This is a genomic window from Klebsiella sp. YJ (genome assembly GCF_002108615.1).
In the GTDB taxonomy this organism is placed as follows: domain Bacteria; phylum Pseudomonadota; class Gammaproteobacteria; order Enterobacterales; family Enterobacteriaceae; genus Klebsiella; species Klebsiella planticola.
Map to the genome: position 1 here is coordinate 1 of NZ_MTEG01000033.1, position 25,329 is coordinate 25,329.

The window sequence follows — 25,329 nt, forward strand, 5'->3', positions numbered from 1 at the left end:
TAGCGATTGCGCTGGCTTCCGTCGGGTGGCGGCTGACGCCTGACCCGACCTACAAAAGCGCTGTTCCGGTAGTCCGCGTAAGCGTTGTTCGCGGCAGGTCCGTGCAAGCGCTGTTCGCGGCAGGTCCGTGCAAACGCTGTTCCGGCAGGTTCGTGCAAGCGCTGTTCCTGTAGGCCCGTGCAAGCGTAGCGCCGCCGGGCAAATTGCAGAAGCGCATGCGTTGCCAGTCATCAGGACCCCGTCCGGGGCCCTGATGCTTACTTCTGTTCCGGTAACGCGCAGGCGATGAGGCCATCGCCGCGATCCGGAGACTGATGAGCACCGCCGGCGTTGATGATAAAGGTACTACGGTGCCTATCGGCATCTGCCGCACCCGTTTACCGCTCTTCAGATCCACCGCGGACAGGGTACCGCACGGCGGTTTCTGGCACGGAATACCTAACTGCGACAAATGCCGGAGAGGGCATCAGATGCCCTGTCCGGCGTTCATTATGCCGGCATGGATTTGCGAATGGCGCTGAGTAAAGTTTGTGCGCCGGAGGAGAATGTGGCATCGACGCGCGTCAAAATGCCGATCGGTTCGCCCGCCCCCTGGGTGGGCACCGGCAGAGCGGTCAGCAGCCCGCGGCGCAGGTCGTCTTTGACCGCGCCGGAAGGGACGAACCAGATGTAGTCATAATCCACGGTCAGCTGACGCGAGAGCGACGCGGAGAGGGTTTCGATACAGCCGGCGGGGATTTTACACCCCTGACTTTGCAGCAGCGTTTCCGCATTCTGCCGCGGAATGGTGCCTTTAGGGGAGACGACGACCGGCCACTCCATCACCCGGCTGAGGGTTACGGTTTCCTGCAATAGCGGATGACCGGGACGCACCACCAGCTTCAGGGATTCGAGGAACAGCAGCTCGTAGTTGAGGCCGCTCATCAGCTCCGGGTCAGACATGCGGCCGATCCCAATATCGATTTCTCCCGATTTTAAGCCCGCCAGCAGCATGGTGTTGTTCATGGTCGCCACCTGCAGGGTGATATCTTTTTGCTGCTTGTGAAACTGGCCGATGACAGTGGGCAAAATACCTAAGGCGGCGGTCGGGAGTGCGCCGATGCGTACCACATCGTTATTCAGCCCCTCTTTGCGGTTAAGCGCCTGGCCTGCCGTATTCAGCGCGTCGAGGACCTTAACCGCATGGGTGAGAAACTGTTCGCCGACCAGCGTCAGCTGAGCGCCCAGCCGCCCGCGTTCAAACAGTCGCGTACCGGTCAACTGCTCCAGCTCATTGAGCGTTTTTGATAAGGCAGGTTGGCTTAGATTGAGTGTTTCAGCCGCACGCCCCAGCGTTCCCTGTTGAGCGACGGCCACGAAGGTGTGTAGATGGCGCAAGCGAATGCGCTGACTAAAAAGACCATTTTTTTCCATAGTTGATGTTAAAAACAGAGCGCTGTGGGTGACAAGCGAAGTTATTGAAATTTGATAACCTGATAGCAAAATATTATTAACATTTCACTCTCTTGTATTACAAATTTTTATTTTGCTGAAAAAACAGACGCCCCGAACCGGGTCGGGGCAAAATCAGGCGGAAAGTCACTCAGATATCAAAGAAGACGGTTTCGTTCTCACCCTGCAGGTGAATATCAAAACGGTAGACGATTTCATTGCCGCGCACTTCGCGTTGGGCAATCAACGTCTGGCGACGTACCTCCCACTCAATCAGATTCAGCACCGGATCGGTCAGGTTCGCCTCCTGCTCGTCGCAAAAGTACATCCGCGTGTTGAGACCAATATTGATGCCTCGCGCCACCACCCACAAATTGACGTGCGGCGCCATCATCCGGCCATCGCGGCCGACGACGGCTCCCGGCTTGATGGTCTCAAAGCGCCAGATGCCCGAGGAAAAGTCCGAGCAGCTGCGGCCCCAGCCGCGAAAGGTCGGATCGATTTTTTTGTGCTGCTGACGATCGTCGGGGTGGTGATAGCGCCCGGCGGCGTTGGCCTGCCAGAGCTCCAGCAGCACATCTCGCACCGGCGTTCCGGAACCATCGATTACCCGGCCTTCGATAGTAATGCGCTCACCTTCGGTGTCCGGCGTGGCGAGCTGCGGGCCGAAATTCTTTTCAAAGATATGAAAACCGGCGGCGTCGGGGGCGAGGCCGATATGCACATAGGGCCCGGCGGTCTGCGAGGCGGTTTCGGCTAAATAGTCTTTCATCGGGCGGCCCCCTGGGTACGATTTTCAAACAGCGTGGCGCGATGGCCGCGCAGCACAAGATCAAAGCGATAGGCGAGGCAATCCAGCGGTACGGCGGCATGGGTGTCGAGTTCGGCAATCAGCGTGCGAACCGCATCGTCGTTATTAATGGTTTTGACGATCGGACACTGTTTAATTAACGGGTCGCCCTCGAAATACATTTGCGTAATCAGGCGCTGCGCCCACGCCTCCCCGGAGAGGGAAAAGTGAATATGTGCCGGGCGCCAGTCGCTGACCTGATTACGCCACGGATAGGGGCCTGGCTTAATGGTGCGGAAGCAGTAATAGCCGTTTTCATCCGTCAGTACCCGACCGCAGCCGCCGAAATTGGGGTCGATGGGCGCCAGATACTGATCCTTTTTATGCCGATAGCGGCCGCCGGCGTTGGCCTGCCACACCTCGACCAGCGTGTTTTTCATCGGCCGGCCGAAGCCGTCGCGCACGTAGCCGTGGACAATAATGCGCTCGCCAATAGGCAGACCTTCTTTGGCGTAATTAAGGATCAGGTCATGATCCAGCGGCCCGAGATCGTCGTGACCGAATACCGGGCCGGTAATTTCAGACAGGGAATTCTGTAGCGAGATCAGTGCATTGCGCGGTGAGCGCAGGACGCTGGTTTTGTAGCCCGGCGCAAAGGCGGGCGGGTGACTGCTATAGTCGCGATGCACAACCTCGCGCGGTGACCATTTATCATTCATAGGGTAGTGGCTCCGTTTTTATCGGTAGAGGGCTTTTTATTGTCATATCGCCAGAAACAGTGTGTGTAAATGTTTTGTTACTTTAAAGTGAAATTAATGGTCGTTTTGCATAACCCACGGTTATGCTCAGGACGGCACCGAGGAGTGAGGCAGGTTATCCGCATCACAATTTGTAAATTCTTCCCGCCGTTGCCATGGGCCTTTTCTACACTCCAGGAAGTATTCACTGGAGGTAAGGCATCATGGCGAACACCATCACGGCTGATGAGATTCGGGAAAACTTTTCGCAGGCAATGTCGGCGATGTACCAGCAGGAAGTTCCACAGTACGGGACGTTACTGGAGCTGGTGGCGGACGTAAATCTGGCGGTGCTGGAGCATAATCCTAAACTGCATGAGCAGCTGGCGAATGCCGATGAGCTGTCGCGACTTAACGTCGAGCGCCACGGCGCGATCCGCGTTGGCACGGCGGAAGAACTGGCGACGCTGCGGCGTATGTTTGCCATTATGGGGATGTTCCCCGTCAGCTATTACGATCTGTCGCAGGCCGGCGTGCCGGTGCACTCTACCGCGTTTCGCCCGATTGATGACGCGGCGCTGGCGCGCAATCCGTTTCGTATTTTTACCTCGCTGCTGCGTCTGGAACTGATTGCCAACGTTGAGCTGCGCCAGCGTGCGGCGGCGATCCTCGCCCGGCGCGATATTTTTACTCCCCGCTGTCGTGAGCTCCTCGCTGTGCACGAAGAGCAGGGCCACTTTTCGCCGGCGCAGGCTCGGGAATTTGTCCACCAGGCGCTGGAGACGTTCCGCTGGCACAGCCACGCAACGGTGGACGCCGACACCTATTATGCGCTGCATAATGAGCACCGGCTGATTGCCGATGTGGTCTGCTTCCCCGGCTGCCATATCAACCACCTGACGCCGCGCACGCTGGATATCGACCGGGTTCAGGCGCTGATGCCGGAGTGCGGGATGGTACCGAAGGCATTAATTGAAGGGCCGCCGCGTCGTGAGGTGCCGATTCTGCTGCGCCAGACCAGTTTTAAGGCCCTCGAAGAACCGGTGGTGTTTGCCGGGGAGCACCAGGGGACCCACAGCGCGCGTTTTGGCGAGATAGAGCAACGCGGGATTGCGCTGACGCCGAAAGGCCGGGCGCTGTACGATCGCTTGCTGAACGAAGCTGGCGTCGGGAAAGACAACCTCCACCATCAGCGCCATCTGCAGGAGGTGTTCAGCCAGTTCCCGGACAGCGAATTCCTGCTGCGTCAGCAGGGGCTGGCGTGGTTCCGCTATCGCCTGACCCCCGCCGGGGAAGCCCATCGTCATGCCTTTGGCCCCGGCGACGATCCGCAGCCGTTAATCGAACGCGGCTGGGTGGTGGCGCAACCGATTATTTATGAAGATTTTTTACCGGTGAGCGCGGCAGGGATTTTCCAGTCAAATCTTGGCAATGACATTCAGGCCCGCAGCCATGGCAATGCCAGCCGTGACGCCTTTGAAACGGCGCTGGGTTGCCCGGTGCTGGACGAGTTTGCTCTCTATCAACAGGCCGAGGAGCGCAGTAAACGTCGTTGCGGTCTGCTCTGAAACCGGTACTCTGCTGACATGAATCATTGACGACAGTCAGTAAAAGGAAGCAGGTCATGCAGAACCCGTCTACCCCACTGGTCAAAACCCGGCAGGGGACGTTATCCGGCATCACTGAACAGGGCATTCATCTCTGGCGCGGTATTCCCTTTGCCGCGCCGCCGGTCGGCGAACTTCGCTGGCGCGCGCCGCAACCGCCCGCGCGCTGGCAGGGCGTCCGCCAGGCCGACACCTTCTCCGCCGCCAGCTGGCAAGATATTGAGTACTGCCGCGAGCTGGGCGGCGGCGATCCCGGTCGCTTCTCAGAAGATTGTCTCTACCTTAACGTCTGGGCACCCGCCGGACGCACTCAGCCGCTGCCGGTCATGGTCTGGCTGCACGGCGGCGGGTTTACCATTGGCGCCGGCAGCCTGCCCCCTTACGATGGTAAAGCGCTGGCGGCCCGCGACGTGGTGGTGGTGACCGTCAACTATCGGCTGGGGCATCTGGGGTTCTTCGCCCATCCGGCGCTGGAAGGGGAAGACGGCGAACGAGTCTATAATTTCGCCCTCCTTGACCAAATTGCCGCGCTGCAATGGGTGCAGGATAATATTCACGCTTTTGGCGGCGACGCCACCAACGTCACCCTGTTTGGCGAATCGGCCGGGGCGCGCAGCGTGCTCTCGCTAATGGTATCGCCGAAATCCCGCGGACTGTTCCATAAGGCCATCATCCAGAGCGGCTATACGCTGCCGGATCTGCCGCGAGAAAACGCGCTGGAGAAAGGGCGTTTGCTGGCGGAACACTTCTCGCTGCCACAGGCCAGCGCCGCACAGCTGCGGGCGATTCCCGCGGAGGCATTCTGGTCGCTGACCGCGCCGCTGAATACCGGGCCGGTACCGATCGTCGGCGATGCGGTGTTACCGCAGCCGATGCTGGAGGCGTTTTTTGCCGGCCGCCAGCACCCGATGCCAGTGATGGTTGGCTCTAACAGCGACGAGGCCAGCGTGATGGCGGTATTCGGCGTCGATATCGCCGGGCAGATCCAGAAACTGCGCCGCGAGCGGCGGTTTGGCCTCGGCCTGATCAAACTGCTCTATCCCGGCGTCAAGGGGGATGAGAATCTGGGACGCGAAGTGTGCCGCGATATGGCCTTCACCACGCTGGGCTATGTGGTGATGCAGGCCCAGCAGCGGGTAGGGCAGCCGTGCTGGCGCTACTGGTTTGACTATGTTCCCCGTGCCGCCGATGAAACCTGTCCGCACGGGGCGTGGCACGGCGATGAAGTGCCCTATGTGTTTGACACGCTCACCCTGGCCGAGCCGGTGCGCACCTATGCCGACGAGGAAGACCGCGCGTTTGCCGCGCAGGTCGCCAATTACTGGGCGAACTTCGCCCGCCTTGCCGGACATCGCTGTAGCGAACTGCCGGGGGCGGTACGCTGGCCCGCCAGCCTGCGCGGGCGCGATCGTCTGCTGCGCATCGGGCTGCATAAGCGGGTCGGATTTAAGCTGGAAAACCGCTTTATGCGCGCCCGGCTGGCGCTGTTTCGCCGGGTCATGCGCCACCACGTTACGCTGGATTAACCAGCTCCTCTCGAAATCGCGCCAGACCGTCGGCTTTGCTCTGCGAGCTACGGACCACCAGCCGGTAGCTGGCGCCGGTTTTTACGCTTAGGGTGAAAGGGCGCGCCAGGCGGCCGGCGCGGACATCTTCAGCCACCAGGGTGGCGTCAGCCATGGCGACGCCCAGCCCCTGCATGGCCGCGGTGATCGCCAGATCCATGGTGTCGAAGTGCTGGTTTTTACGCATCAGTAGCGGGGCCTCGGGTGAGAATGCCGCCAGCCATAGCGACCAGTCGGTCTTATCCCGGGTCGGGTGCAAAAACGTGACGTCGTTTAGCATGTTGTCCCCCGCCAGGGTACCGTTACAGACCGGCGTCAGCGCCTCTTCAAACAGCAGATCGCCGACGCTGTGGTGAGTCCCGAAGACGATGGCGGCGTCATAGGGTTCGGTCCTGAAATTGACGCTATGTTCCGTGGTGGTGGTCAGGGCGATTTGCAGTTCCGGGTGACGCCGCTCGATAGCCACCAGCCGGGGAACCAGCCAGCGAATGGCGCAGGTCGGCGCCTTCAGGCGTACCACGGTCTGCTGCTGACGAGCCTGTTCTGCCACTGCGATCAGACGGCCAAACGCCGACTGGAGCTCCGGGTAGAGGGCGCTGCCCTGCGGCGAAAGATGCAGGCCGCGCGCGTGGCGGGCAAAAAGCGGGAAACCAAACCACGCCTCCAGCGCCGCAATCTGGCGGCTGACGGCGCCCTGAGTCAGGCAGAGTTCGCGTGCGGCATGGGTTAAGTTAAGGTGCCTGGCGGTGACCAGAAAGGTTTCCACGGCATGAAAAGGCAGGGCGCTTCGCGACATCTCATCTCCAGCTATGCATTTTGATCATGGACAGTATGCCCGCTTTGTTCAGCGAATGGGACACTGCGTCCCACTTTTGCCGGCTAATCCTCAGCCCGCCAGTAAACTATGATTTGACCTGTGCAGTAAACCTCTGCCGGCGCGGAAAGGCTGGCGGGATAACCTGATGTTTAAATGAGGAGTCAATCATGGCAAAACCCTACGTACGTCTGGATAAGAACGAGGCGGCGGTGCTGCTGGTGGATCATCAGGCAGGACTGTTGTCTCTGGTTCGCGACATCGACCCGGATAAATTCAAGAACAACGTGCTGGCGCTGGGGGATATGGCGAAATATTTTGGTCTGCCGACCATCCTGACCACCAGCTTTGAGAACGGCCCCAACGGCCCGCTGGTGCCGGAACTCAAAGCGCAGTTCCCGGATGCGCCCTATATTGCTCGTCCAGGGAATATCAATGCCTGGGATAACGAAGACTTTGTAAACGCGGTGAAAGCCACGGGGAAAAAGCAGCTGATTATCGCCGGGGTGGTGACCGAGGTCTGCGTGGCGTTTCCGGCGCTGTCGGCGATTGAAGAGGGATATGAGGTCTTCGTGATCACCGATGCCTCCGGCACCTTTAACCCGATAACCCGCGATGCTGCCTGGGATCGCATGTCACAGGCCGGCGTGCAGTTAATGTCATGGTTTGGCGCCGCGTGTGAGCTGCATCGCGACTGGCGCAATGATGTTGAGGGGCTGGGGACGCTGTTTTCCAACCATATTCCCGATTACCGCAATCTGATGACCAGCTTTAACACCTTAACCCGCAAGTAGTTTTCTCGTCCGGCCAGCCCTGGCTGGCCGTCTCTTTTCTCAAGGCATGATCAAAATGCATGGCTACTATGACAACAATTCGGTTGTCGCCGGGTAGCGCATTGGATTGAATGGTTATGCAAATAAAATGAGAAAGGATTAACTATGAGTCTCAGTTCCCCGGTGACCACGCGCTCCAAACTGCCGGATGTCGGCACGACAATTTTTACCGTGATCGGTCAACTTTCCGCTCAGCATAATGCCATCAACCTTTCTCAGGGCGCGCCGAATTTTGCCTGCGATGCCCGGCTGGTTGCCGGAGTCACGCGGGCGATGGAGGAGGGGCATAACCAGTATGCGCCGATGACCGGCCTGCCAGCGCTGAAGGAGCGAATTGCCGGGAAGATTGCGGCCCTGTACGGCACGCGTTATGACGTCGACCACGAAGTCCTGATTACCGCCAGCGCCAGCCAGGGGATCTACTCGGCTATCGGTGGGCTGGTGCATCCGGGCGATGAGGTTATCTACTTTGAACCCTCTTTCGACAGCTATGCGCCGATTGTCCGCTTGCAGGGGGCGACGCCGGTGGCTATCAAGCTGACGGTGCCTGATTTTAGCGTCAACTGGGATGAAGTCCGCGCCGCCATCACCCCGCGCACGCGGATGATTATTGTCAATACGCCGCATAACCCCAGCGGCCAGGTATTTTCCCGCGCTGATTTAGACCAGCTGGCGGCGCTGACGCGCAATACCGATATCGTGATTTTGTCGGACGAAGTGTATGAACACGTGGTTTTTGACGCTGAACACCACCACGGGATGGCGACCCATCCCCAGCTGGCTGAGCGCAGCGTCATCATCTCATCGTTCGGCAAGACCTACCACGTCACCGGCTGGCGCGTCGGCTATTGCGTTGCGCCGGCGGCGCTGATGGATGAGATCTGCAAGGTGCACCAGTTCCTGATGTTCTCCGCCGACACGCCGATGCAATATGCCTTTGCTGAGCATATGACCGATCCCCAGTCCTGGCTTGCGCTGGCACCGTTCTACCAGCAGAAGCGGGATTTACTCCGTCAGCTGCTGGCTGACTCACCGTTCCGTCTGTTGCCGAGCGCCGGCTCTTTCTTCATGCTGGCGGACTACAGCCATTTCAGCGACGAAAGCGACAGCGAAATGGTGAAGCGGCTGATAACCGACTACGGCGTGGCGACGATCCCGCTGTCGGCGTTTTATACGGATGGTACGGATAACAAACTGATTCGCCTCTCTTTTGCTAAAGATGAAGCCACGTTGCGGGCCGGTGCGCAGGCACTGTGTCACGTTAAGCCGCGTTAAGGAGCCCCACGATGAAGTTGAAAATAACAGCCCTTACCCTTGCTTTGGGGATGATGTGTACCTTCTCTGCGTTTGCCGCCGGCGAACTGCGCTACGGCGTGGAAGCGGAATACCCGCCGTTTGAAAGCCGCAATACGGCAGGGGAGCTGGAAGGTTTTGATATCGACCTCGGAAACGCCATTTGCAAGGCGGCTCAGCTGAAATGCAGCTGGGTGGAGACCTCGTTTGATGCGTTGATCCCGGGGCTGGTGGCGAAGAAATTCGACGCCATTAACTCGGCGATGAATATCACCGAACAGCGACGCAAAAGCATTGATTTTACTCAGCCGATTTATCGCATCCCCTCGCAGCTGGTCGGTAAAGCCGATAGCGGCATGGAGACCACCCCGGAAGGGCTGAAAGGCAAAACCATCGGCGTGCTGCAAGGTTCGATTCAGGAAACCTTTGCCAAAGAGCACTGGGAGAAGCATGGCGTAACGGTGGTGTCCTACAAAGATCAAAATATGGCGTGGGCAGATCTGCTGAACGGCCGTATCGATGCTTCGCTGGTGATGTCTGCCGCCGGGCAGGCCGGTTTCCTCAGCAAGCCGCAGGGCAAAGGCTTTGGCTTTATCGGCAAACCGGTGGCTGACGATACTATTCTCGGCAGCGGGATCGGCTACGGCCTGCGCAAAGGCGACGAGGCGACCAAAAAACAGCTCGATGCGGCAATCGACAAAGTTCGCGCTGACGGCACCATCACCCGTCTGGCGGCGAAATACTTCCCGGGTATCGACGTCAGCGTCAAATAACCCGCTTTCCTCCGCAGGGCAAACCTGCGGAGGGATCCAGTCCGCTTCGGTGGAGAGAATTTTTTCACGCTTTTTCTGTCGCCAACAATTGGATTATCAATCGTTTTTGTCTAGAGTGGGCGAAATTCACGACGCATCTGTTTGTCGCGTTGCCGACCAATTGGCATAACAGAAGGACGCTTTCTCAGGCATGAATCGCAGACGTTTTCTCAAATCTTCCATGGCTGTTGCCGCCGTATGCGGAACGTCAGGAGTCGCTTCACTTTTTTCTAACGCCGCGCTTGCCGAGGAATCGGGCATTGCTGATGGGATGACGCGCCGTTTTGACTTTACCGTTTTGCAATCGATGGCCCACGACCTGTCGCGTCAGCCGTGGGGCGGCGCCCCGCGCGACCTGCCGCCAACGCTGGCTAATCTGACTCCGCAGGCCTACAACAGTATTCAGTACGATGCGGGACATTCGCTGTGGAATAACATTGACGACCGCAAGCTGGACATCCAGTTCTTCCACGTCGGCATGGGCTTTCGCCGCCGCGTGCGCATGTTCTCGCTGGATTCGCAAACCCAGCAGGCGCGGGAGATCCACTTCCGCCCGGAACTGTTTAACTACAACAACGCCGGCGTAGACACCAAACAGCTGGTAGGGCAAACCGACCTCGGCTTTGCCGGGTTCCGCGCGTTCAAAGCGCCGGAGCTGGCGCGCCGCGATATCGTCGCCTTCCTCGGCGCGAGCTATTTCCGCGCGGTAGACAGTACCTATCAGTATGGACTTTCCGCTCGTGGTCTGGCGGTCGATACCTTCACCGATACCCCGGAAGAGTTCCCGGACTTTACCTCGTTCTGGTTTGAGACGGTTAAGCCGGGGGCGACGGTCTTTACCGTCTATGCGCTGCTCGACAGCCCGAGCGTCACCGGCGCCTATAAATTTGTGATCAACTGCCAGGAGGCGCAGGTGATTATGGATGTGGAAAACCACATCTACGCCCGCAAAGATATCAAACAGCTGGGCATCGCGCCGATGACCAGTATGTTCAGCTGCGGCAACAACGAGCGCCGGATGTGCGACACCATCCACCCGCAAATTCACGACTCCGACCGCCTCGCCATGTGGCTCGGTAACGGCGAGTGGGTCTGCCGGCCGCTGAACAACCCGCAAAAACTGCAGTTCAACGCCTTCCAGGACAAGAACCCGCGCGGCTTTGGTCTGCTGCAGCTTGACCGCGATTTCAGCCATTACCAGGACATCATGGGCTGGTACAACAAGCGTCCGAGCCTGTGGGTCGAGCCGCGTAATCAGTGGGGCAAAGGGGCGGTCAGCCTGATGGAGATCCCCACTACCGGTGAGACGCTGGATAACATCGTCTGCTTCTGGCAGCCGGAAAAAGCGATCAAGGCCGGTGATGAGCTGGACTTTAGCTATCGCCTGTACTGGAGCGCGCAGCCGCCGGTGCGTTCTCCGCTGGCCCGGGTGATGGCCACCCGCACCGGGATGGGCGGTTTCCCGGAAGGCTGGGCGCCGGGCGAACACTACCCGGACAAATGGGCGCGCCGTTTTGCCATTGATTTCGTCGGTGGGGACCTGAAGGCCGCGGCGCCAAAAGGCATCGAACCGGTGATTACCCTGTCTAACGGTGAAACGAAGCAGATCGAGATTCTGTACGTTGAGCCGTTCGACGGCTATCGCATCCAGTTTGACTGGTACCCGACCAACGATTCCACCGACCCGGTGGAAATGCGCATGTTCCTGCGCTGCCAGGGCGAGGCCATCAGTGAGACCTGGCTGTACCAGTATTTCCCGCCGGCTCCGGATAAACGCAACTACGTTGATGACCGGGTTATGAAGTAACCGTCGCGGTTGCCCGTCTGCGTGCCGTAGACGGGTTTTCCCGCAGTGAGAGAGAGTCATGTCCGCAGAAAAAACCCCCGTTCCTGAAACGATCCCGGTCACCGACCAGCTGACGCTGCGCGCGGTGGACGAGCGTTACGTTACCGACTTACACCTGCTGGTGGAGAAGAATAAACACTGGTTACAGCATTCGCTTAGCTGGCCCGCCGCGGTCGACAGCGAAGATGAAACCCGTCGCCATGTCCAGGGAAACGTGATGCTGCACCAGCGCGGTTACGCGAAAATGTTTTTACTGTTTTTGCGCGATGAGATGGTGGGCGTGCTGTCGTTCAACCAGATTGAACCGCTGAATAAAACCGGCTACATCGGTTACTGGATTGATGAACATCACCAGGGGCAAGGGCTGCTTTCCCAGGCGCTGCAGGCCTTTATGCACTACTACGCTCGCCGCGGCGAAGTCCGGCGCTTCGTGATTAAATGCCGGGTGGCTAACCACAAGAGCAACCAGGTGGCGCTGCGCAATGGCTTTACCCTCGAAGGCTGTCTGAAACAGGCCGAGTATCTGAACGGCGCTTATGACGATCAGAATATCTACGGGCGGATTATCGATAGCCCCGCCTCCTGATGATAGGGGTTCCCGGCGCGCGGCGTGACGCCTTAGCCGGGATACAGCGCTACAGCGATCCCAGCAGCGGCGTGCGGGTAATCTGCTGCGCGCCATTGATCACTTTGCGACCGCGCAGATGAATCGCGTCGCCGTTCAGCGCCTCAATCCGCGCGTTGTCGGTAATTTCGACCCGATGTTCGATCACCACATCGCCACTGATGTGGGCATGTCCTTGCACCAGCACGTCGTCATCCAGCAGGATCGGGCCGCCGCACAGCCGGGCGTGACCGCCCACCATCACCCGATGTTTGAGCACGCAGTTGCCCTCAATCACGGCGTTCTCTGCCACCTGCGAACTGTAGCGTAGCGTCGGTATCGCATCCTCAGCGCGTCCGGCAATCAGGCGCGCATGGTCGTAGACCCTGGCGTTATCGCAGACCCAGACATCGTTTTCTTCATTGCCTTCCAGCCGGGCATAGTCAAATATTTCCGCCCGGTGCTCAACAAAGGCGTGCTCCACGAAGGCATCCCCGTAAATCTGCGCCTGATGAACGATGCGCGAAGCGCTGACCGTCGCCCGCTGGTAGATTTGCAGATATTTGTCGCGGTCGGCGGTCAGTCCCTGGGCGGCGATAATCAGGCAGTGGGGGAGAATGCGCGCCTGGTCGGCAAGGCGGCAGAAGCCGCGAACGCGGGAGTTCTGAAGCGTGACGTTGTCACAAATAAGGGCGTGATGGCTGATGGTACCGTGGTCGATCCATGCCTCGTCGCGGATGATAGCGAAGTGGCTGACGATGCAGGTCCCGGTCAGCCGCGCATTATCTTCGATCCGCGCACCGGCAAACACCGCGCTGTTGGGGTCGTAGATCCAGCAGGTGCCCGCCTGACTCAGCGCCGCCTCATCGTCCAGCCAGCCGCCTTCGCTGCCGGCCCGCACATCGGCGAAATCACGCAGGGCCACAATTTGCCGCAGATTTACGCTATGTTTAATCCCGTCCTCTTCATAGTGAAACAGGCGAACCTTGTCGCTCAGACGATATTTGTTCATCAAGACTTCTCTTATCAAGGCTTCTTTTTACTTTTGGTTAACACAAACATAGCAAAAATCTCCGTAGCGTGTTTTATAAGGTTCTTTTAAAATGCAACTTAAAGATAAATTGAAAAAATAAATAAAATGAATAAAAAACCGCTTGAACGGCAGGTCCTGAATTTACCTGCAGGTTATTTTGGCATGGTGCTGGGCACGATCGGTATGGGCTTCGCGTGGCGCTATGCCAGCACCCTCTGGCCGGTGAGTCGGGCTATCGGCGATGGTCTGGTGGCGCTGGCGGCAATGATTTGGGCGCTGCTGACGATAGCGTTTATCTCCCGGGCCATTCGCTTCCCGTGGAGCGTGCTGCAGGAGATGCGCCATCCGGTTGCCAGCAGCTTTGTCAGCCTGTTTCCCGCCACCACGATGTTAGTGGCTATCGGCTTCGTACCGTGGTTTCGTCCGCTCTCGCTGCTGCTGTTCAGCCTTGGCGTGGTGCTCCAGCTGAGCTATTCCGCCTGGCAGAGCGCCGGGCTATGGCGCGGAAAACACCCGAGCGACGCCACCACGCCGGGACTCTATTTACCGACGGTGGCAAACAATTTCATCAGCGCGATGGCCTGCGGGGCGCTCGGCTTTAACGACGCCGGGCTGGTGTTTCTTGGCGCCGGGATCTTCTCGTGGCTGAGCCTGGAGCCGGTGATTCTGCAACGACTACGCAGCCATGGCGAACTGCCCGCCGCGATGCGCACCTCGCTGGGTATCCAGCTGGCGCCAGCGCTGGTGGCGTGCAGCGCCTGGCTCAGCGTCAACGGCGCAGAGGCGGATACGTTCGCCAAACTGCTGTTTGGCTATGGCCTTTTACAACTGCTGTTTATGCTACGTCTGATGCCGTGGTACCTGCGGCAGCCGTTCAATGCGTCCTTCTGGAGCTTTTCTTTTGGTATTTCCGCATTGGCCAGCACCGGATTGCATCTTGGACACAGCCAGCCGAGCGGCTTGTTCCATTACTTATCGATTCCGTTGTTTATCTTTACCAATCTGATTATTGGACTGCTGTTGCTACGCACGTTTCTGCTGTTGCTGCGGGGGAAATTGCTGATTCGCGTCGACCGGGCCACATTATTAAACAATAAGGACTTATCATGACTATCCGTGACGAAAACTACTTTACTGATAAATACGGGCTGACCCGTACCCACTCGGAAGTGGTCTATGCCGCGACCCAGGTGCCGCCGGGAAAAGCGCTGGATCTGGGGTGTGGCAACGGGCGCAATAGCCTCTATCTGGCGGCAAACGGCTTTGATGTGACGGCGTGGGATAAAAACCCGATGAGCATCAATAATCTGGAGAGCATTCGTGCGCAGGAAGAGCTGAGCAATCTCCAGGCGGCGGTCAAGGATCTGAATAGCTTAAGCTTCGACGGTGAATATGACTTTATTCTCTCCACCGTGGTACTGATGTTCCTTGAAGCGAAAACTATTCCGGGACTCATCGCGAACATGCAGTGTTGCACCAGACCGGGCGGCTACAACCTGATCGTTGCGGCAATGGACACCGACGATTATCCCTGCACCGTTGGCTTCCCGTTTGCCTTTAAACCTGAGGAACTGCGGCGCTACTACGCCGGCTGGTCGTTCCTCAGGTACAACGAAGAGGTGGGCGAGCTGCACCGCACCGATGCCAACGGCAACCGTATCAAACTGCGTTTTGCCACCATGCTGGCGCAAAAGCCGGTTTAACGGGCCGCCAGCAGGCAGAGCTGTAACGCCGTATGATACGAGGCCTCAAAGGCGCGCAGCGGCAAAAACTCAAATTTCGAGTGGAAGTTGTGCGCGCCGGTGAAGAAGTTGGGCGTTAGCAGGCCTTTTGCCGAGAGCGCCGCACCATCGGTACCGCCGCGCATCGGCGTAGGTTTTGGCGTCACGCCAATGCTCTCCATGGCTTCGAACATCAGGTCAATGGCCCGGCGATCGTCGCCAATGGCATTGCTGATGTTGCTGTAGGTGTCGCTAATCGAAAATTCGACGCTGGCCGTCGGGTATTGTGCGGCAATGTGTTCAGCGACGTCGCCAATCTGCTGTTTGCGGCGTAAAAAGCTCTCGCTGTCGAAATCGCGAATGCTGGCCTGCAGCAGGGTGCTGTTTTGATCGCCCTGAATGCCGTTAAACCAGACGTAACCTTCGCGTCCAGCGGTGTGTTCTGGCGTCTGCAGGCGATCGAAATGGCTGATGTAATCGGCGGCCATCAGTAGCGGGTTGACCAGCACACCTTTGGCGGACATCGGATGGGCGGTCACCCCGGTGAAGCGAATCTCCGCCGCCGCGGCGTTAAAGTTCTCATACACGATCTCGCCCAGTTCGCAGCAGTCGATAGTCCAGGCAAAATCGACGGCAAAACGGCTGAGATCCAGCGCTTTCGCCCCCCGCAGGCCCACCTCTTCATCGGGGACGAAGGCCACCACGATATCACCGTGACGATGTTCCGGCGTCAGGTTTTCCAGCACCGTCATCACCACTGTGACCGCCGATTTGTTGTCGGCGCCGAGCACACTGGTGCCATCGCTGAAAATAATCTCTTCGTCCGGGTAGGCGAGAATCTCCGGATGCTCGGCAACCCGCAGCCAGATCTGCTTTTCACTATTCAGGCACAGATCCTCGCCGGTAAAACGCAAAATTTGTGGATGAATGTCCGGGGACAGCCCGACGTCCACGGTGTCGATGTGGGTGATAAAGCCAATCCGCGGCGCGCCCGGGACATTCCCTCTTTTTACCGCGGTGACGGTGGCATGGTCATCAATCACGATATCGTCCAGCCCAAGGCGGCGTAACTCGTCGGCAAGCTCGCGGGCCATCTCATGTTGTCCCGGCGTGGTTGGCAGCGTGGTAGCGCGCGGGTCGCTTTGGCTGCTGATGGCCAGGTAGCGGAAGAAGCGCTGGGTCAATTGACTGGCAAGTGGAGATGGCATAGTGATTCCTTCTTTATTTATTTTTTCAGGTGTTTGCAATCTGGCTTTAGTGTTATGTATGAGCAGGAAAACAACAAGCTATTCATTAGCTGACAAATTAAAAAAGGAAAACGTTATGCAACGCAAACTCACCACGCTTGCTCTGACAATAACGGCACTCACGTTTGGTTCCGCCGTGAGCGCAAAAACGCTGGTTTACTGCTCCGAAGGATCGCCGGATGTGATGTGATAAATATCAATTAGATAGGTGTTTATGGGGTGCTATAGGGGTGCTATGTAATGCAAAAATAAAACCGGATGCTACATAATGGGCGGCATCCGGAGTTGCGGTTACGGTGTCACTGACCACCGCATTTCATCTGTTCCAGCAGATCGCGGCCTTTTTTCAACTGCGCATCGATGTGGTTCGCAAGGTCCTGAATATGGATCATGCGCGGGGCTTTCTGGCTCTCTGCTGCGCGGAAGGTTGGAATAGGGAGCTCACCCATAGCAGCGCGTTTTTCCGCTGTTGCCGGCTTCAGCCCAAAATACTTTTCGCACACCTGACTGAGCGGCACGGTAGCCGACCCGTATTCGGCCATTAACAAAAACATCGTATTCATCTTCACCTCATACCACTTTCAGGCCACGCCAGTGGCACCACGTCTCATACATCCGCTTAACCACTTCCCGGCAATAGTAGCCGTGATCGTCTCGCGTCAGGTCATACCGGCCGCCGTAGCGCAGCCGGACCCAGATTTCAAATTCTCTGTTCATCGCTCTTTGCCTCCATCGCATCCCGCAGCATCAGGAAGGCTATAGCTGCCGCTCGTAGCGGGTTCTTGTGATTAACCTGAAGCCCTGATTCGTGCGTTGCCTTCCAGACCGTTTTACCGGCAGGCGCGATCCCTATCCGGTATTTCTTCATTGCCGAGAAAAGGTCCTCGGGTCTAGCGAGAGGGAAAAATCCATAGCTATGCTTCCTGCCAAATGTCTCCCACAAAAGCTGCGCCCCCTTTGGATTGTTGGGGTGAAGAATCACCTCGTATCCCGGCTTGAGCCGCTGTCCAACCAGTAAGCTAATTTCGCCATCTGATAATTTGCTGTAATTCATCAGAGCTCCTCCTTGCGGTACCCTGCATCGAAAATGCTGCTGGCGAGCGCAATGGCTCTTTCAGCCACCAGGGCCGTGTCGCGCTCACAGAGTGTTTTTGCCATATCCTCAACTGTCTTTTTGCGGTGTTCATCCTGCCGATCGGCAATAATGTCGTTGCAAAGGTCTACGCATTCGGTGCAGATGTTTACGCTGGGCCCGGAGATCAGTTTGTCTTCAGCGATAACCTGCTTGCAGAAGTTGCAAACCGTTTTCGGATCTGGCTCGCGCTGCGGCATCTGGCGCCAATATTCAATAAAGGGATTAACAGGCATCACTTCACCTCCACTTCAATGCCGGCAGCCATAATCACGGCTGCGCAGGCTTCGCGCATACTCCCGGCTCCGGCAGCAAACCCCAAATACCATTCAGCATCAGAGCCAAGCTGCGGAAGGCCTGGCAGCTTCACTTTGATGGCCGTCTTAACTGGCGCACTAAATCCCAGCTTTTCCCGAAGTTCAGCAATAGCAGCATCATGTTCTGCGCGTGCCTCCGGCCCCATAGCATCCAGTTCAGCGTAACGTTCAGCGCGGTTCTGAAGCGCCCGCAATACCAGGTGAGTGCCGACGCCTTTGCCAAACCGGAAGCCGGGTTCAAGAATGACCGGGCAGGGGAGCTTTTCTGGATATTCCGGCTGCAATGTTTCTTTAGAATTCGCCAGAAGCTCAAGAGCCATCGCTACCACCTCGCCCGGGAAGAAAGGTTCACCACCGGCAATTGCTTTAAGCCGTTTTTCGCTGATACTCATCGCTTAGCCTCCCGCAGCAGATGTTTGTAGGCCCGGAGGGCGTGCTTTGTCTGACCGCTCAATACCGTTTTCATGATGAAAAATCCGCTGCTATTGCTGGTCATACCCGGTGTCAGGAACAGAGCTACATCAATCGCCCGGTTGTGCCGGCGGAATTCGAATACCGAGCTGGTAACCGTAATGTTTGCAACGGATCCGTAGTCCTGATAATCGATTTTCATGCCAGAGTCCTCGCCAGTAATCGCGCAATACCAAAGAAACAGCAGACACCCGCGGCAAACCCCAGCCCCGAAAGGCTGGAGAAAAACAGAGTGAACATCGCCAGTTCAGATACCTTTTTCATTGGTCTGCACCTCCTCAACAGCAGTGATGTAGCCTTTCCATCCGCCATAGCTGTTAACCATTTCACCCAGGCGAGAGAGGCAGGCGTTCATCCAGCGGATCCCCCGAGGCGTAAGCGCCGGCACTGTTCCCCAGTCGATAAATTGCGAATTGCTGCGGTGCAAATATTTGATGAGGTCCAGAATGTTGATGTAATGCGCACGGCGGCGCTCTATGTCCCACCCTTTATCTTTGAGGTAGGAGTCAATGAAGCCCTGCAGCGCTGGCTGGTTAAGCGAAATATCGCCGTACTGGTGGCGATACACCGGGCGGCGGTGCAGGCTGACCAGATAAAACAGATATGCATCGCAAACCCAGGTTAAGGCCCGCTGGTGGGCCACCTCGATAGAACCGGCCGGCAGCCAGATAACGTTATTCACCGTGGCCGCCCTCCCACCCAATAGCCTGAAACAGGCCCATCTTCGGGTGATACCAGCGGGTGCCGCGGGGTTCTGCCTCGGACATCATCTGGCGGAATGCTTTCATGAACGGTTCAAACTCCACGATAGCCCGGCGGGAAAGCAGGCCATCGGGTGTCATGAATTCGTGCGTATCAGTCGGGATTCGGTAGGCGTTAACCAGGTTCCGGCATTTCGCATCAGTCATACCGCTCTTGGCGACAACCTGACGATAACCAACGTACCCGGCCCGCATGGTACCGCGCTTAATGTTCTCGACCGCTTCCGCTACCGTTTCTACCTGCTCTTCGACCTGGTAGAGGCGGCGCTCCTGCTCAACATTCAGCAGGGCCATTTCTGCGATCAGTTCTGCCTGTGATTTGGGGCGGGAGCGCTCTTCTTCCAGCTCTTTCCAGCGGTCCACCAGGCGGGCGGTAAACTCAGGGCTAAGCTGGGCGACGACGATGATGCTGTCGCGCTTACCTTCTTCACTTTCAAAAACGTAAACTGCTGTAGGGCGCCCGGCGGTAGGCTTTTCCTCAATTTGAGGAGAAGTGATTACACCGCGCACAATCAGCATCTCAATGGTGCGCTTCACGTTGTCGTGACGCTTCTCTACCAGCCCGGCAATTTCCAGGCTGGTCATTGATGGCTTGCTGGTGATCAAGTTATTCATCATCATTTCCCTCAGTGCATAACCGGCATGCCTGGCATGCCCTCGGTCTGGATTTGCTCGATAAAGCCGTCGTGCAGCATGTTGAAGCCCTGCCGGCCCATAGATGACAGCCGGAACCCGCATTCGTCGTCACAAACGACCATGTCCTGATACATGCGCAGCGCCAGCGGCAACCCTTCCTTTTGCCCGTATTTCTCGATGGCGCCGGCCTCAACGTGGTTAGCGAGCGCAAAGCGTTCCGGCCCTGGGTAGACGCTGATTGCACCGTGCTCACCGGAGTAGATAACGGCCTCATCAATGCCACCTTCGTCGTTCGGAACGTCGACAGTCCCGTTCTTCTCCCGCTCCTCGGTAATGAATACCGCGGCGAGCAACCAGCGCCAGACGATGATTTGCTGCTCGATGGTGAGCGTGATCCAGCTGCTTTCTACCGCTTCCATGATGCAGGCCAGAATGCTCATGCCGTCGGCGAGACTTTTGTCATAGCGCCCGTTATCCAGCTCACGAATGGCAGCGGAGTAGGCAGTAATCCTGTTTACAGATATCCGGATGCCGGTTGACGTTGGTTCCGGGTTAAATGCTGTGTGATCCATTGCGTACCTCTGCTGGTTTGCTGGCCCTGAGTTCTTCACGCTCTTTCACGTAGCGGTCGTGCATGGCATCCCACTTTTCGCACCATTTCTGCATTTCACGCTTGCGGGCGAGGATGCGACGCAGACGGCGAACGGTGCGCTGGTGGGCGCGGTGATATTCGTCGGTAGTTTCGCCACGGCGCCACATTTCGTTTCCTTCGTGCTCCACAAGGTAATCAGGGTGGCGCTGCTTAAACCCGGACAGAGCAAAGGCATGCGATGTTAGAAAGTGGGCCAGCCAACTAATGGCGGTACCGCGGCTAAAGCAACGCTTCATGCGGCCGTGACGAATAGCGGCGTAAAGGTCGCCGACGGGCGTGTGGTGCTTCTGTAATGCCAGGTCAATAGCGCTGGCGGTGCGGTTGTCGATCATCGTTTAATTTCCCCTGAATATTTTTCGTGAGACATCACTTCCCAGTTCCGGCCGTCGTCTTTCGATAAGAGCCGCCAGCGTGGGTTAACCTTCAGGCTGAGATATCCCGTGCGGTGCGTACGCCGTGCATAAATGCGCTTCCGGCGGTACCGCAGCAGGACCTGCATCGCCTGCAGGTGTACCCGCTCAGGAATGCGTATTGCTGTTAGTGCCACAGGTATCTCCTGTTAGTTCGTGCTGGGGGGGGTAACATTCCAACCAGCCTGGCGGGCCATTTCGATAAATCCGGTCAGCGTCAAAAGATGCTCGTCATCAGCAAGGCGGCGGTCGGTGACCAGACCGTTACGCACATAAACCAGCACTCGCCCGGAAAAATCGGGAGAAACATGCAGATCAACCGCCAGTACCCGGGAAAGGGTTGGAGCGCCATTGCGCGAAAATGTATTCTGACTAATCATCAGTTAATTCCTCCGCTGACATGTTTTTCTTTTGCGTGGGCGATTAATTCCGAAAAAATATCATCTACAATCGCCTTGCCTGTTTCGGTCAAATATTCGGTGTGGCTGTTAATATCAAGGCTGTTCATATACGTTTTGCGTAGAAAACTATCAGACTCTGAGCCAAATTCCGCGCGAACCTGTTTTTCGAATCTCAGCAGAAGTTTTTGCATTGATTCTTCGTTGATTTCGATAACCTGAATATCGCTATCTGGCATGTTCACAGAAAGACAATACCCGCCTGTTTTACGCTTTAGCCGATGCAGAGTTGCTATGGCAATTCTACGGCGATAGATTTCAATTACGTTTTGTCGTTCCACCGTCCCTTTCCTCCTCGGCATTCATCCAGGTTTCAATATCTGCTGATATATCGTAAGCAAGGTTAATAAGAGAGAATCGCTGCCCGTCCTCAAGCTGGTAGTAGTTTTCAGCCACCGTTTGAATCAGGTGATGCAACCTTTCTGAAGTAATACTTATTTCCTGCAAGGTCATGTTTTTTGCTGACACAGCCATTATTACCTCCCATAAGCCTTGCGGAGGTACAATTCTGCAATAAGTTCGTGCCCGCTCGCCGCGTACAGGCGGGCTAATTTATATGCTGCTCGGTCGATGATGAATGTCATAATAAATCCCTCGCTAAATTTAGGGTGCAGGATTCCCCACCGGTTAAGGTGTTAATTAAAACTGTTTTGGTTAATTCAATTTTGCTTCGATGTTTTTCAATTCACTGCAAACTTTTATCGCATAATCGAAGATTACTGATGCCATATACATGGCTGGTTTGCCATTATCTTCATCTGTGAAGTAAGCCTCATTATAAATATGCGCAAGCTCTTCGAGTTTTCTTGCCGTAATGGTCGCGTGAAAAACATCATCAACAATATCAGCGCCGCTCTCGTCCCGTTGGGGGGGGGGGGGGCTGATACATCGCTGAGCGTGTTGATATATTCATTCGCAGTGTCGAGCGTCTTTTTCATTGAACGAATCAGGCAAGCTATAGCGCAATCTGTTTCGTGGTCTTCGCTGCTATTTTTGTAGATGGTTTCAAGAAGCACAGTATTCTCGATAATATCAGCAGAAATAGTTTCAAGCATCTGAACGGGAGTATTCATTTGTTTGCCTCAAAATTATGTACGCGTTCGAGTTCTTCATATGCTCGCGAAGCCAGGTACCGAATGCCATTGGATGCTTCTTTAATGGTATCCGCATCAAGCTGTTCAGCGCTTAACTCAAGTGCTACGAGCAGGGCGCATACGTTATTAGTGTATTCCATCGCGCTAATGAGGTTCGGGTGGTTGGTGGTGTTGGTTTTCATTCTTCCACCTCTTTATTTGCGCTGTTAATAGTTTTCTGCATTGAGTTAACCATGTCCCAAGCTATGCCAAGGCACCCCTCAATATCATCAGGTTCACAGTTGTTATCTTTTACAGCCTGACACAGCATCGACAAAAAATGACCAAGCTTAGTCAAACTATCGGAGCAGAAATTAACTTTTTCGGTTTCTGTTATCATCTTCATATTCACCATGAGAGTGATTACTCGGTGAATTAAAGGTAACTAAAGTATCATTTTGGTGCAAGTGGTTTTGATACTTTATTTTCGCTACTTATCCAAAAAAAAGCCGGCATAGCCGGCATCTGATTGATATATAATTAAAATATGTCCCACCTGGCATCAACAACCACACCGATTATTTCGCACTCATCATCTAGGGGGATCATAGGATATTGAGGATTGAGGGGTTTCAGATACCCAGCCCCCATGTCAGTTACATACTTTTTAAAAGTAACATCCCTGCTACTTCTCTTTTGCGCGATAACATAGCAGTTTGAGTAAGGTTCTTTTTCTGGATCAATAAGTATGGACATACCTTCAGGAAAGGTTACCCCTGCATGCGAAGTCATAGAATCGCCTTTTACCTCAAGCCAAAAACCTCTTTCGCCAGCGTACTTTACAGAATCAATCCAGTTTTCAATATCATACATATTATAGTTATCGCCACATTGCGCAAATTGACCAGCTTGAACCCAGTTTAACTTCGGGTAGCTGTATCTGCGCTGTGGTTGCACGGTCTCGGTTACGTTATTAACCCAAGCTGTATCACTGATAGGTTTCTTTTGTGGTTGGGTTTGTGGCAGTTTTTCCTGCGTTCCCTTACCAGTCTGCAGCCACTCAGGTTCGCATCCAAGTGCGGATGAGATCTTAAAAAGAGTATTGCTGTTAAAGTTTTTTGTTAGTCCAAGCTCCGCTTTACTGATAGCTACCCGCGTGACACCTGCTTTTTTGGCAAGAGCCTCTTGCGTGAATCCTAACAATTCGCGTCGGCTTATCAACCGGTCTGCTAACGAACTCATGAGTCATCCCCCTAAAAGAAACTAAAGTAACATTTCGTTTTGATACTTTGGATTCTATTTGCTACTATCGATTGATACAATAGTTTCGACGCCGAGAGATGAAAATGACTCTGTTTGAAATCCTTAAGCAGCAATTTAAGACAAATACCGCTATCGGGAAAAGATTCCCACGCAAAGGCAAACCGAGAAGTAGTCAGGCCGTAGGGAAGTGGGAGATGCGTGGAGTTCCAGAGGATGTTGCGATCTTATGTCATTTGGATTCAAAAATCCCATACACCCACCCAGGAATTAGCAACGGTTCCAATGAGGTGTGACATGTCACCCGAAGACTTCATTCGCAAGCACATTACGGCGGCGCTGACCGTAGAAGGCTTCGCGCCGTCGGTGGTTCAGGGGGGGGGTAGCCAAAGGTCTGGAACATTACCGCTGCATGTCGCAGTCAACCAAAAAGGGGAGTTGTTTTGCGGATTGCCTTTTTCGAGCCCGTCAGTGGGCTTTGGGGCAGACAACTACCGCAGAACGGAAAGCAGCAAAGAAAAAGCCGGGAAGAGGTGGTGGCGCTCAACCCGGCCTGTTCTGACTTTCGACACAGCATTTGTTTTGAAATGACCTCGGGGGAAATTTCATGAAAAACCATACCAGATTTTTCGATTACAAATCAAGCGTGAGCAATCGCGACAAAGAATTGGCAGGTGCAGCATGAGTAATACAAATTTTGTTCATCACTACCCGTTCTCCAGCCCGCTACAGCGCCTGATTATGATCCGCATCTTAATGGCAGGGTCACTGGATGGCGAAGGTGAGCGCGTCCTTGGGCATGATGTCCTGGCAAATTTCTGTTGCTGTTCAAAGCAAATGATCTTCAAAGAAGTGAAAAACCTTGAGCAAGCTGGTCATCTTACCGTTCGCCAAATAGGGGCCCTTGTGACTGGATTAAAGGTGTGCCTTGGGCCGGCGCTAGGGTACACCATCACCTCGACTACTGGTGATGCGAAATGAGCATGCTATTTAATTTCCGTCCACTGGTTATTAACCCTGAGCTTGCCACGCGCATCGGTCTCAACGAAGCGATTGTCTTGCAACAGGTTAACTACTGGATTAACGACAAAGAGCAGGGTGTGAATTTTGAGGGCCGCCGCTGGGTGTTCAACAGCTATGAGTCGTGGGTAAAACAATTCCCGTTCTGGTCAGCAGATACCGTTAAACGCGCTTTTACATCACTCGTCAAACAGGGATGTCTTGATGTTGAGCAGCTCAATAAGTCCCAGCATGACCGGACAAATTACTACACCATCAACCATGATTGCGAGCTACTCAATGATGCGGAACAGGTACCCTCATCGAACGGGGCAAATTGCCCTGATCGACAAGCGCAGGATGCACCGATGGATGAAGGCAAAAACGCCCGATCTCTAACGGTTACTACAACAAAGACTACTACAGAGACTAAATCTATTGGCGCATCGGCTGACGCCTCTGCACCGGCACGCCCTGCAAAACAGGATTATTCACCTGAGTTCGAAACAGCCTGGGATGCTTACCCCAAACGCGCTGGTGGCAATTCCAAGGCGGGGGCTTTCAAAGCCTGGAAAGCTCGCCTGAAAGACGGGGTTAAGCCTGATGACATGCTGGCAGGTGTTAAGCGCTATGCAGCCTATGCCCGCGCAACCGGCAGCGTCGGAACCCAGTTCGTTAAGCAAGCTGCCACGTTCTTCGGTCCCGATCGCCACTTCGAAGAATCCTGGCAATCGCCATCCGCTCCCGGCGGTGGGCGCCCTGGCGTGCTGCCGGTATCTGGCTTCAGTGAGCAGAACTATGGCGAATCAAGTTGGGACTGGTAATTC

General features: G+C 55.7%; 38 protein-coding genes and 1 pseudogene. 13 read left to right on the forward strand and 26 right to left on the reverse strand.

Annotation, left to right across the window (positions count from 1 at the left end):
* Positions 1-346: 346 nt before the first annotated feature.
* The 4 genes and pseudogenes from BV390_RS32000 to pcaH all read right to left on the reverse strand — a co-directional run.
* Positions 347-457, reverse strand: a pseudogene (locus BV390_RS32000) (hypothetical protein); the annotation flags it as partial.
* A gap of 32 nt (positions 458-489) precedes the next feature.
* The gene (locus tag BV390_RS25895; RefSeq protein WP_004861430.1) at positions 490-1,413 is read right to left on the reverse strand and encodes a LysR substrate-binding domain-containing protein; all 924 of its coding nucleotides are present in this window, start codon (positions 1,411-1,413) and stop codon (positions 490-492) included.
* A gap of 169 nt (positions 1,414-1,582) precedes the next feature.
* Positions 1,583-2,203: a protocatechuate 3,4-dioxygenase subunit alpha gene (gene pcaG / locus BV390_RS25900; RefSeq protein WP_085397473.1), complete on the reverse strand. Its 621-nt coding sequence runs from the start codon at positions 2,201-2,203 to the stop codon at positions 1,583-1,585.
* The gene (pcaH, locus tag BV390_RS25905) at positions 2,200-2,940 is read right to left on the reverse strand and encodes a protocatechuate 3,4-dioxygenase subunit beta (protein ID WP_032687924.1); all 741 of its coding nucleotides are present in this window, start codon (positions 2,938-2,940) and stop codon (positions 2,200-2,202) included. The genes pcaG and pcaH overlap by 4 nt, the downstream gene beginning before the upstream one ends.
* A 242-nt stretch (positions 2,941-3,182) precedes the next feature.
* Between pcaH and hglS the strand changes: the two genes are divergently transcribed.
* Positions 3,183-4,526, forward strand: coding sequence for a 2-oxoadipate dioxygenase/decarboxylase HglS (gene hglS / locus BV390_RS25910; RefSeq protein WP_085397474.1), 1,344 nt, complete (start codon positions 3,183-3,185; stop codon positions 4,524-4,526).
* 56 nt (positions 4,527-4,582) lie between these two features.
* Positions 4,583-6,091, forward strand: a complete 1,509-nt coding sequence (locus tag BV390_RS25915; RefSeq protein ID WP_032699999.1) for a carboxylesterase/lipase family protein — start codon at positions 4,583-4,585, stop codon at positions 6,089-6,091.
* Here the strand turns inward: BV390_RS25915 and BV390_RS25920 are convergent.
* Positions 6,078-6,926 (reverse strand): LysR family transcriptional regulator, encoded by an 849-nt coding sequence (locus tag BV390_RS25920; RefSeq protein ID WP_032696301.1) that lies wholly within the window; start codon positions 6,924-6,926, stop codon positions 6,078-6,080. The genes BV390_RS25915 and BV390_RS25920 overlap by 14 nt on opposite strands.
* A 188-nt stretch (positions 6,927-7,114) precedes the next feature.
* Here BV390_RS25920 and ycaC point away from each other — a divergent pair, with 188 nt between their 5' ends.
* The 5 genes from ycaC (at position 7,115) to rimL (ending at position 12,314) form a co-directional block, all read left to right on the forward strand.
* On the forward strand, positions 7,115-7,738 hold the full coding sequence (ycaC, locus tag BV390_RS25925; RefSeq protein WP_085397475.1) for an isochorismate family cysteine hydrolase YcaC: 624 nt from the start codon (positions 7,115-7,117) through the stop codon (positions 7,736-7,738).
* A gap of 144 nt (positions 7,739-7,882) precedes the next feature.
* A complete protein-coding gene (locus BV390_RS25930; RefSeq protein ID WP_032687919.1) occupies positions 7,883-9,052 on the forward strand; it encodes a pyridoxal phosphate-dependent aminotransferase in 1,170 nt (389 codons plus the stop codon).
* 11 nt (positions 9,053-9,063) lie between these two features.
* The gene (locus BV390_RS25935) at positions 9,064-9,843 is read left to right on the forward strand and encodes an ABC transporter substrate-binding protein (RefSeq protein ID WP_369804370.1); all 780 of its coding nucleotides are present in this window, start codon (positions 9,064-9,066) and stop codon (positions 9,841-9,843) included.
* Between the two features lie 190 nt (positions 9,844-10,033).
* Complete coding sequence (locus tag BV390_RS25940; protein ID WP_085397476.1) at positions 10,034-11,689, forward strand: glucan biosynthesis protein D; 1,656 nt, start codon at positions 10,034-10,036, stop codon at positions 11,687-11,689.
* A 58-nt stretch (positions 11,690-11,747) separates the two neighbouring features.
* Positions 11,748-12,314 carry a 50S ribosomal protein L7/L12-serine acetyltransferase gene (rimL, locus tag BV390_RS25945; RefSeq protein ID WP_032696299.1) on the forward strand — a complete coding sequence of 189 codons (567 nt, stop codon included), beginning with the start codon at positions 11,748-11,750 and terminating at the stop codon, positions 12,312-12,314.
* A 49-nt stretch (positions 12,315-12,363) separates the two neighbouring features.
* Here rimL and ydcK read toward each other — a convergent pair whose 3' ends face one another.
* Positions 12,364-13,344, reverse strand: coding sequence for a YdcK family protein (gene ydcK, locus BV390_RS25950; protein ID WP_085397477.1), 981 nt, complete (start codon positions 13,342-13,344; stop codon positions 12,364-12,366).
* 126 nt (positions 13,345-13,470) lie between these two features.
* Here ydcK and tehA point away from each other — a divergent pair, with 126 nt between their 5' ends.
* Entirely contained in the window at positions 13,471-14,475 is a 1,005-nt protein-coding gene (gene tehA, locus BV390_RS25955; protein WP_032687916.1) for a dicarboxylate transporter/tellurite-resistance protein TehA, read from the forward strand.
* Positions 14,472-15,068, forward strand: coding sequence for a tellurite resistance methyltransferase TehB (gene tehB / locus BV390_RS25960; RefSeq protein ID WP_032699994.1), 597 nt, complete (start codon positions 14,472-14,474; stop codon positions 15,066-15,068). The genes tehA and tehB overlap by 4 nt, the downstream gene beginning before the upstream one ends.
* Here tehB and pepT read toward each other — a convergent pair.
* The 20 genes from pepT to BV390_RS26060 form a co-directional block, all read right to left on the reverse strand.
* Positions 15,065-16,294: a peptidase T gene (gene pepT / locus BV390_RS25965; protein ID WP_032696297.1), complete on the reverse strand. Its 1,230-nt coding sequence runs from the start codon at positions 16,292-16,294 to the stop codon at positions 15,065-15,067. The two genes, tehB and pepT, sit on opposite strands and share 4 nt — an antisense overlap.
* Positions 16,295-16,632: 338 nt before the next feature.
* Entirely contained in the window at positions 16,633-16,896 is a 264-nt protein-coding gene (locus BV390_RS25970; RefSeq protein WP_085397478.1) for a pyocin activator PrtN family protein, read from the reverse strand.
* A 7-nt stretch (positions 16,897-16,903) separates the two neighbouring features.
* Positions 16,904-17,050 carry a hypothetical protein gene (locus tag BV390_RS31220; protein ID WP_165905780.1) on the reverse strand — a complete coding sequence of 49 codons (147 nt, stop codon included), beginning with the start codon at positions 17,048-17,050 and terminating at the stop codon, positions 16,904-16,906.
* On the reverse strand, positions 17,034-17,387 hold the full coding sequence (locus BV390_RS25975) for a phage protein NinX family protein (protein WP_047934984.1): 354 nt from the start codon (positions 17,385-17,387) through the stop codon (positions 17,034-17,036). The genes BV390_RS31220 and BV390_RS25975 overlap by 17 nt, the downstream gene beginning before the upstream one ends.
* A complete protein-coding gene (locus tag BV390_RS32005) occupies positions 17,387-17,701 on the reverse strand; it encodes a ClpX C4-type zinc finger protein (RefSeq protein ID WP_047934983.1) in 315 nt (104 codons plus the stop codon). The genes BV390_RS25975 and BV390_RS32005 overlap by 1 nt, the downstream gene beginning before the upstream one ends.
* Positions 17,701-17,928: a hypothetical protein gene (locus BV390_RS31225; protein WP_165905783.1), complete on the reverse strand. Its 228-nt coding sequence runs from the start codon at positions 17,926-17,928 to the stop codon at positions 17,701-17,703. Before BV390_RS31225 ends, BV390_RS32005 begins: the two co-directional genes overlap by 1 nt.
* A gap of 242 nt (positions 17,929-18,170) precedes the next feature.
* The gene (locus BV390_RS25990) at positions 18,171-18,395 is read right to left on the reverse strand and encodes a hypothetical protein (protein ID WP_085397479.1); all 225 of its coding nucleotides are present in this window, start codon (positions 18,393-18,395) and stop codon (positions 18,171-18,173) included.
* A complete protein-coding gene (locus BV390_RS25995) occupies positions 18,392-18,517 on the reverse strand; it encodes a sodium:solute symporter (RefSeq protein WP_085397480.1) in 126 nt (41 codons plus the stop codon). Before BV390_RS25995 ends, BV390_RS25990 begins: the two co-directional genes overlap by 4 nt.
* Positions 18,501-18,935 carry a hypothetical protein gene (locus BV390_RS26000; RefSeq protein ID WP_085397481.1) on the reverse strand — a complete coding sequence of 145 codons (435 nt, stop codon included), beginning with the start codon at positions 18,933-18,935 and terminating at the stop codon, positions 18,501-18,503. Before BV390_RS26000 ends, BV390_RS25995 begins: the two co-directional genes overlap by 17 nt.
* Positions 18,928-19,635, reverse strand: coding sequence for a Rha family transcriptional regulator (locus tag BV390_RS26005; RefSeq protein WP_085397482.1), 708 nt, complete (start codon positions 19,633-19,635; stop codon positions 18,928-18,930). The genes BV390_RS26000 and BV390_RS26005 overlap by 8 nt, the downstream gene beginning before the upstream one ends.
* A 5-nt stretch (positions 19,636-19,640) precedes the next feature.
* Positions 19,641-20,159: a hypothetical protein gene (locus BV390_RS26010; protein WP_085397505.1), complete on the reverse strand. Its 519-nt coding sequence runs from the start codon at positions 20,157-20,159 to the stop codon at positions 19,641-19,643.
* 43 nt (positions 20,160-20,202) lie between these two features.
* Positions 20,203-20,634 carry a hypothetical protein gene (locus tag BV390_RS26015; RefSeq protein WP_085397483.1) on the reverse strand — a complete coding sequence of 144 codons (432 nt, stop codon included), beginning with the start codon at positions 20,632-20,634 and terminating at the stop codon, positions 20,203-20,205.
* Entirely contained in the window at positions 20,631-20,849 is a 219-nt protein-coding gene (locus tag BV390_RS31655) for a ParE family toxin-like protein (protein ID WP_085397484.1), read from the reverse strand. Before BV390_RS31655 ends, BV390_RS26015 begins: the two co-directional genes overlap by 4 nt.
* A gap of 12 nt (positions 20,850-20,861) precedes the next feature.
* Positions 20,862-21,092, reverse strand: a complete 231-nt coding sequence (locus BV390_RS26025) for a hypothetical protein (protein ID WP_085397485.1) — start codon at positions 21,090-21,092, stop codon at positions 20,862-20,864.
* Positions 21,092-21,451, reverse strand: a complete 360-nt coding sequence (locus tag BV390_RS26030) for a hypothetical protein (RefSeq protein ID WP_227517252.1) — start codon at positions 21,449-21,451, stop codon at positions 21,092-21,094. Before BV390_RS26030 ends, BV390_RS26025 begins: the two co-directional genes overlap by 1 nt.
* On the reverse strand, positions 21,429-21,644 hold the full coding sequence (locus BV390_RS26035) for a hypothetical protein (protein WP_227517253.1): 216 nt from the start codon (positions 21,642-21,644) through the stop codon (positions 21,429-21,431). Before BV390_RS26035 ends, BV390_RS26030 begins: the two co-directional genes overlap by 23 nt.
* Positions 21,645-21,886: 242 nt before the next feature.
* Positions 21,887-22,243: a hypothetical protein gene (locus tag BV390_RS31320; protein WP_206098733.1), complete on the reverse strand. Its 357-nt coding sequence runs from the start codon at positions 22,241-22,243 to the stop codon at positions 21,887-21,889.
* Positions 22,240-22,446, reverse strand: a complete 207-nt coding sequence (locus BV390_RS26050; RefSeq protein WP_047934974.1) for a hypothetical protein — start codon at positions 22,444-22,446, stop codon at positions 22,240-22,242. Before BV390_RS26050 ends, BV390_RS31320 begins: the two co-directional genes overlap by 4 nt.
* On the reverse strand, positions 22,443-22,643 hold the full coding sequence (locus BV390_RS26055) for a hypothetical protein (protein WP_132731349.1): 201 nt from the start codon (positions 22,641-22,643) through the stop codon (positions 22,443-22,445). Before BV390_RS26055 ends, BV390_RS26050 begins: the two co-directional genes overlap by 4 nt.
* A gap of 140 nt (positions 22,644-22,783) precedes the next feature.
* The gene (locus tag BV390_RS26060) at positions 22,784-23,485 is read right to left on the reverse strand and encodes a LexA family protein (RefSeq protein ID WP_047934972.1); all 702 of its coding nucleotides are present in this window, start codon (positions 23,483-23,485) and stop codon (positions 22,784-22,786) included.
* 104 nt (positions 23,486-23,589) lie between these two features.
* Here BV390_RS26060 and BV390_RS31660 point away from each other — a divergent pair, with 104 nt between their 5' ends.
* From BV390_RS31660 to BV390_RS31665, 4 genes are all read left to right on the forward strand, one after another.
* Positions 23,590-23,799 (forward strand): hypothetical protein, encoded by a 210-nt coding sequence (locus tag BV390_RS31660; RefSeq protein WP_072060157.1) that lies wholly within the window; start codon positions 23,590-23,592, stop codon positions 23,797-23,799.
* A gap of 1 nt (position 23,800) precedes the next feature.
* Positions 23,801-24,094, forward strand: a complete 294-nt coding sequence (locus tag BV390_RS31230; protein WP_047934971.1) for a hypothetical protein — start codon at positions 23,801-23,803, stop codon at positions 24,092-24,094.
* A gap of 90 nt (positions 24,095-24,184) precedes the next feature.
* Positions 24,185-24,484: a hypothetical protein gene (locus BV390_RS26075; RefSeq protein WP_047934970.1), complete on the forward strand. Its 300-nt coding sequence runs from the start codon at positions 24,185-24,187 to the stop codon at positions 24,482-24,484.
* Positions 24,481-25,326, forward strand: coding sequence for a hypothetical protein (locus BV390_RS31665; RefSeq protein WP_047934969.1), 846 nt, complete (start codon positions 24,481-24,483; stop codon positions 25,324-25,326). Before BV390_RS26075 ends, BV390_RS31665 begins: the two co-directional genes overlap by 4 nt.
* Positions 25,327-25,329 lie beyond the last annotated feature (3 nt).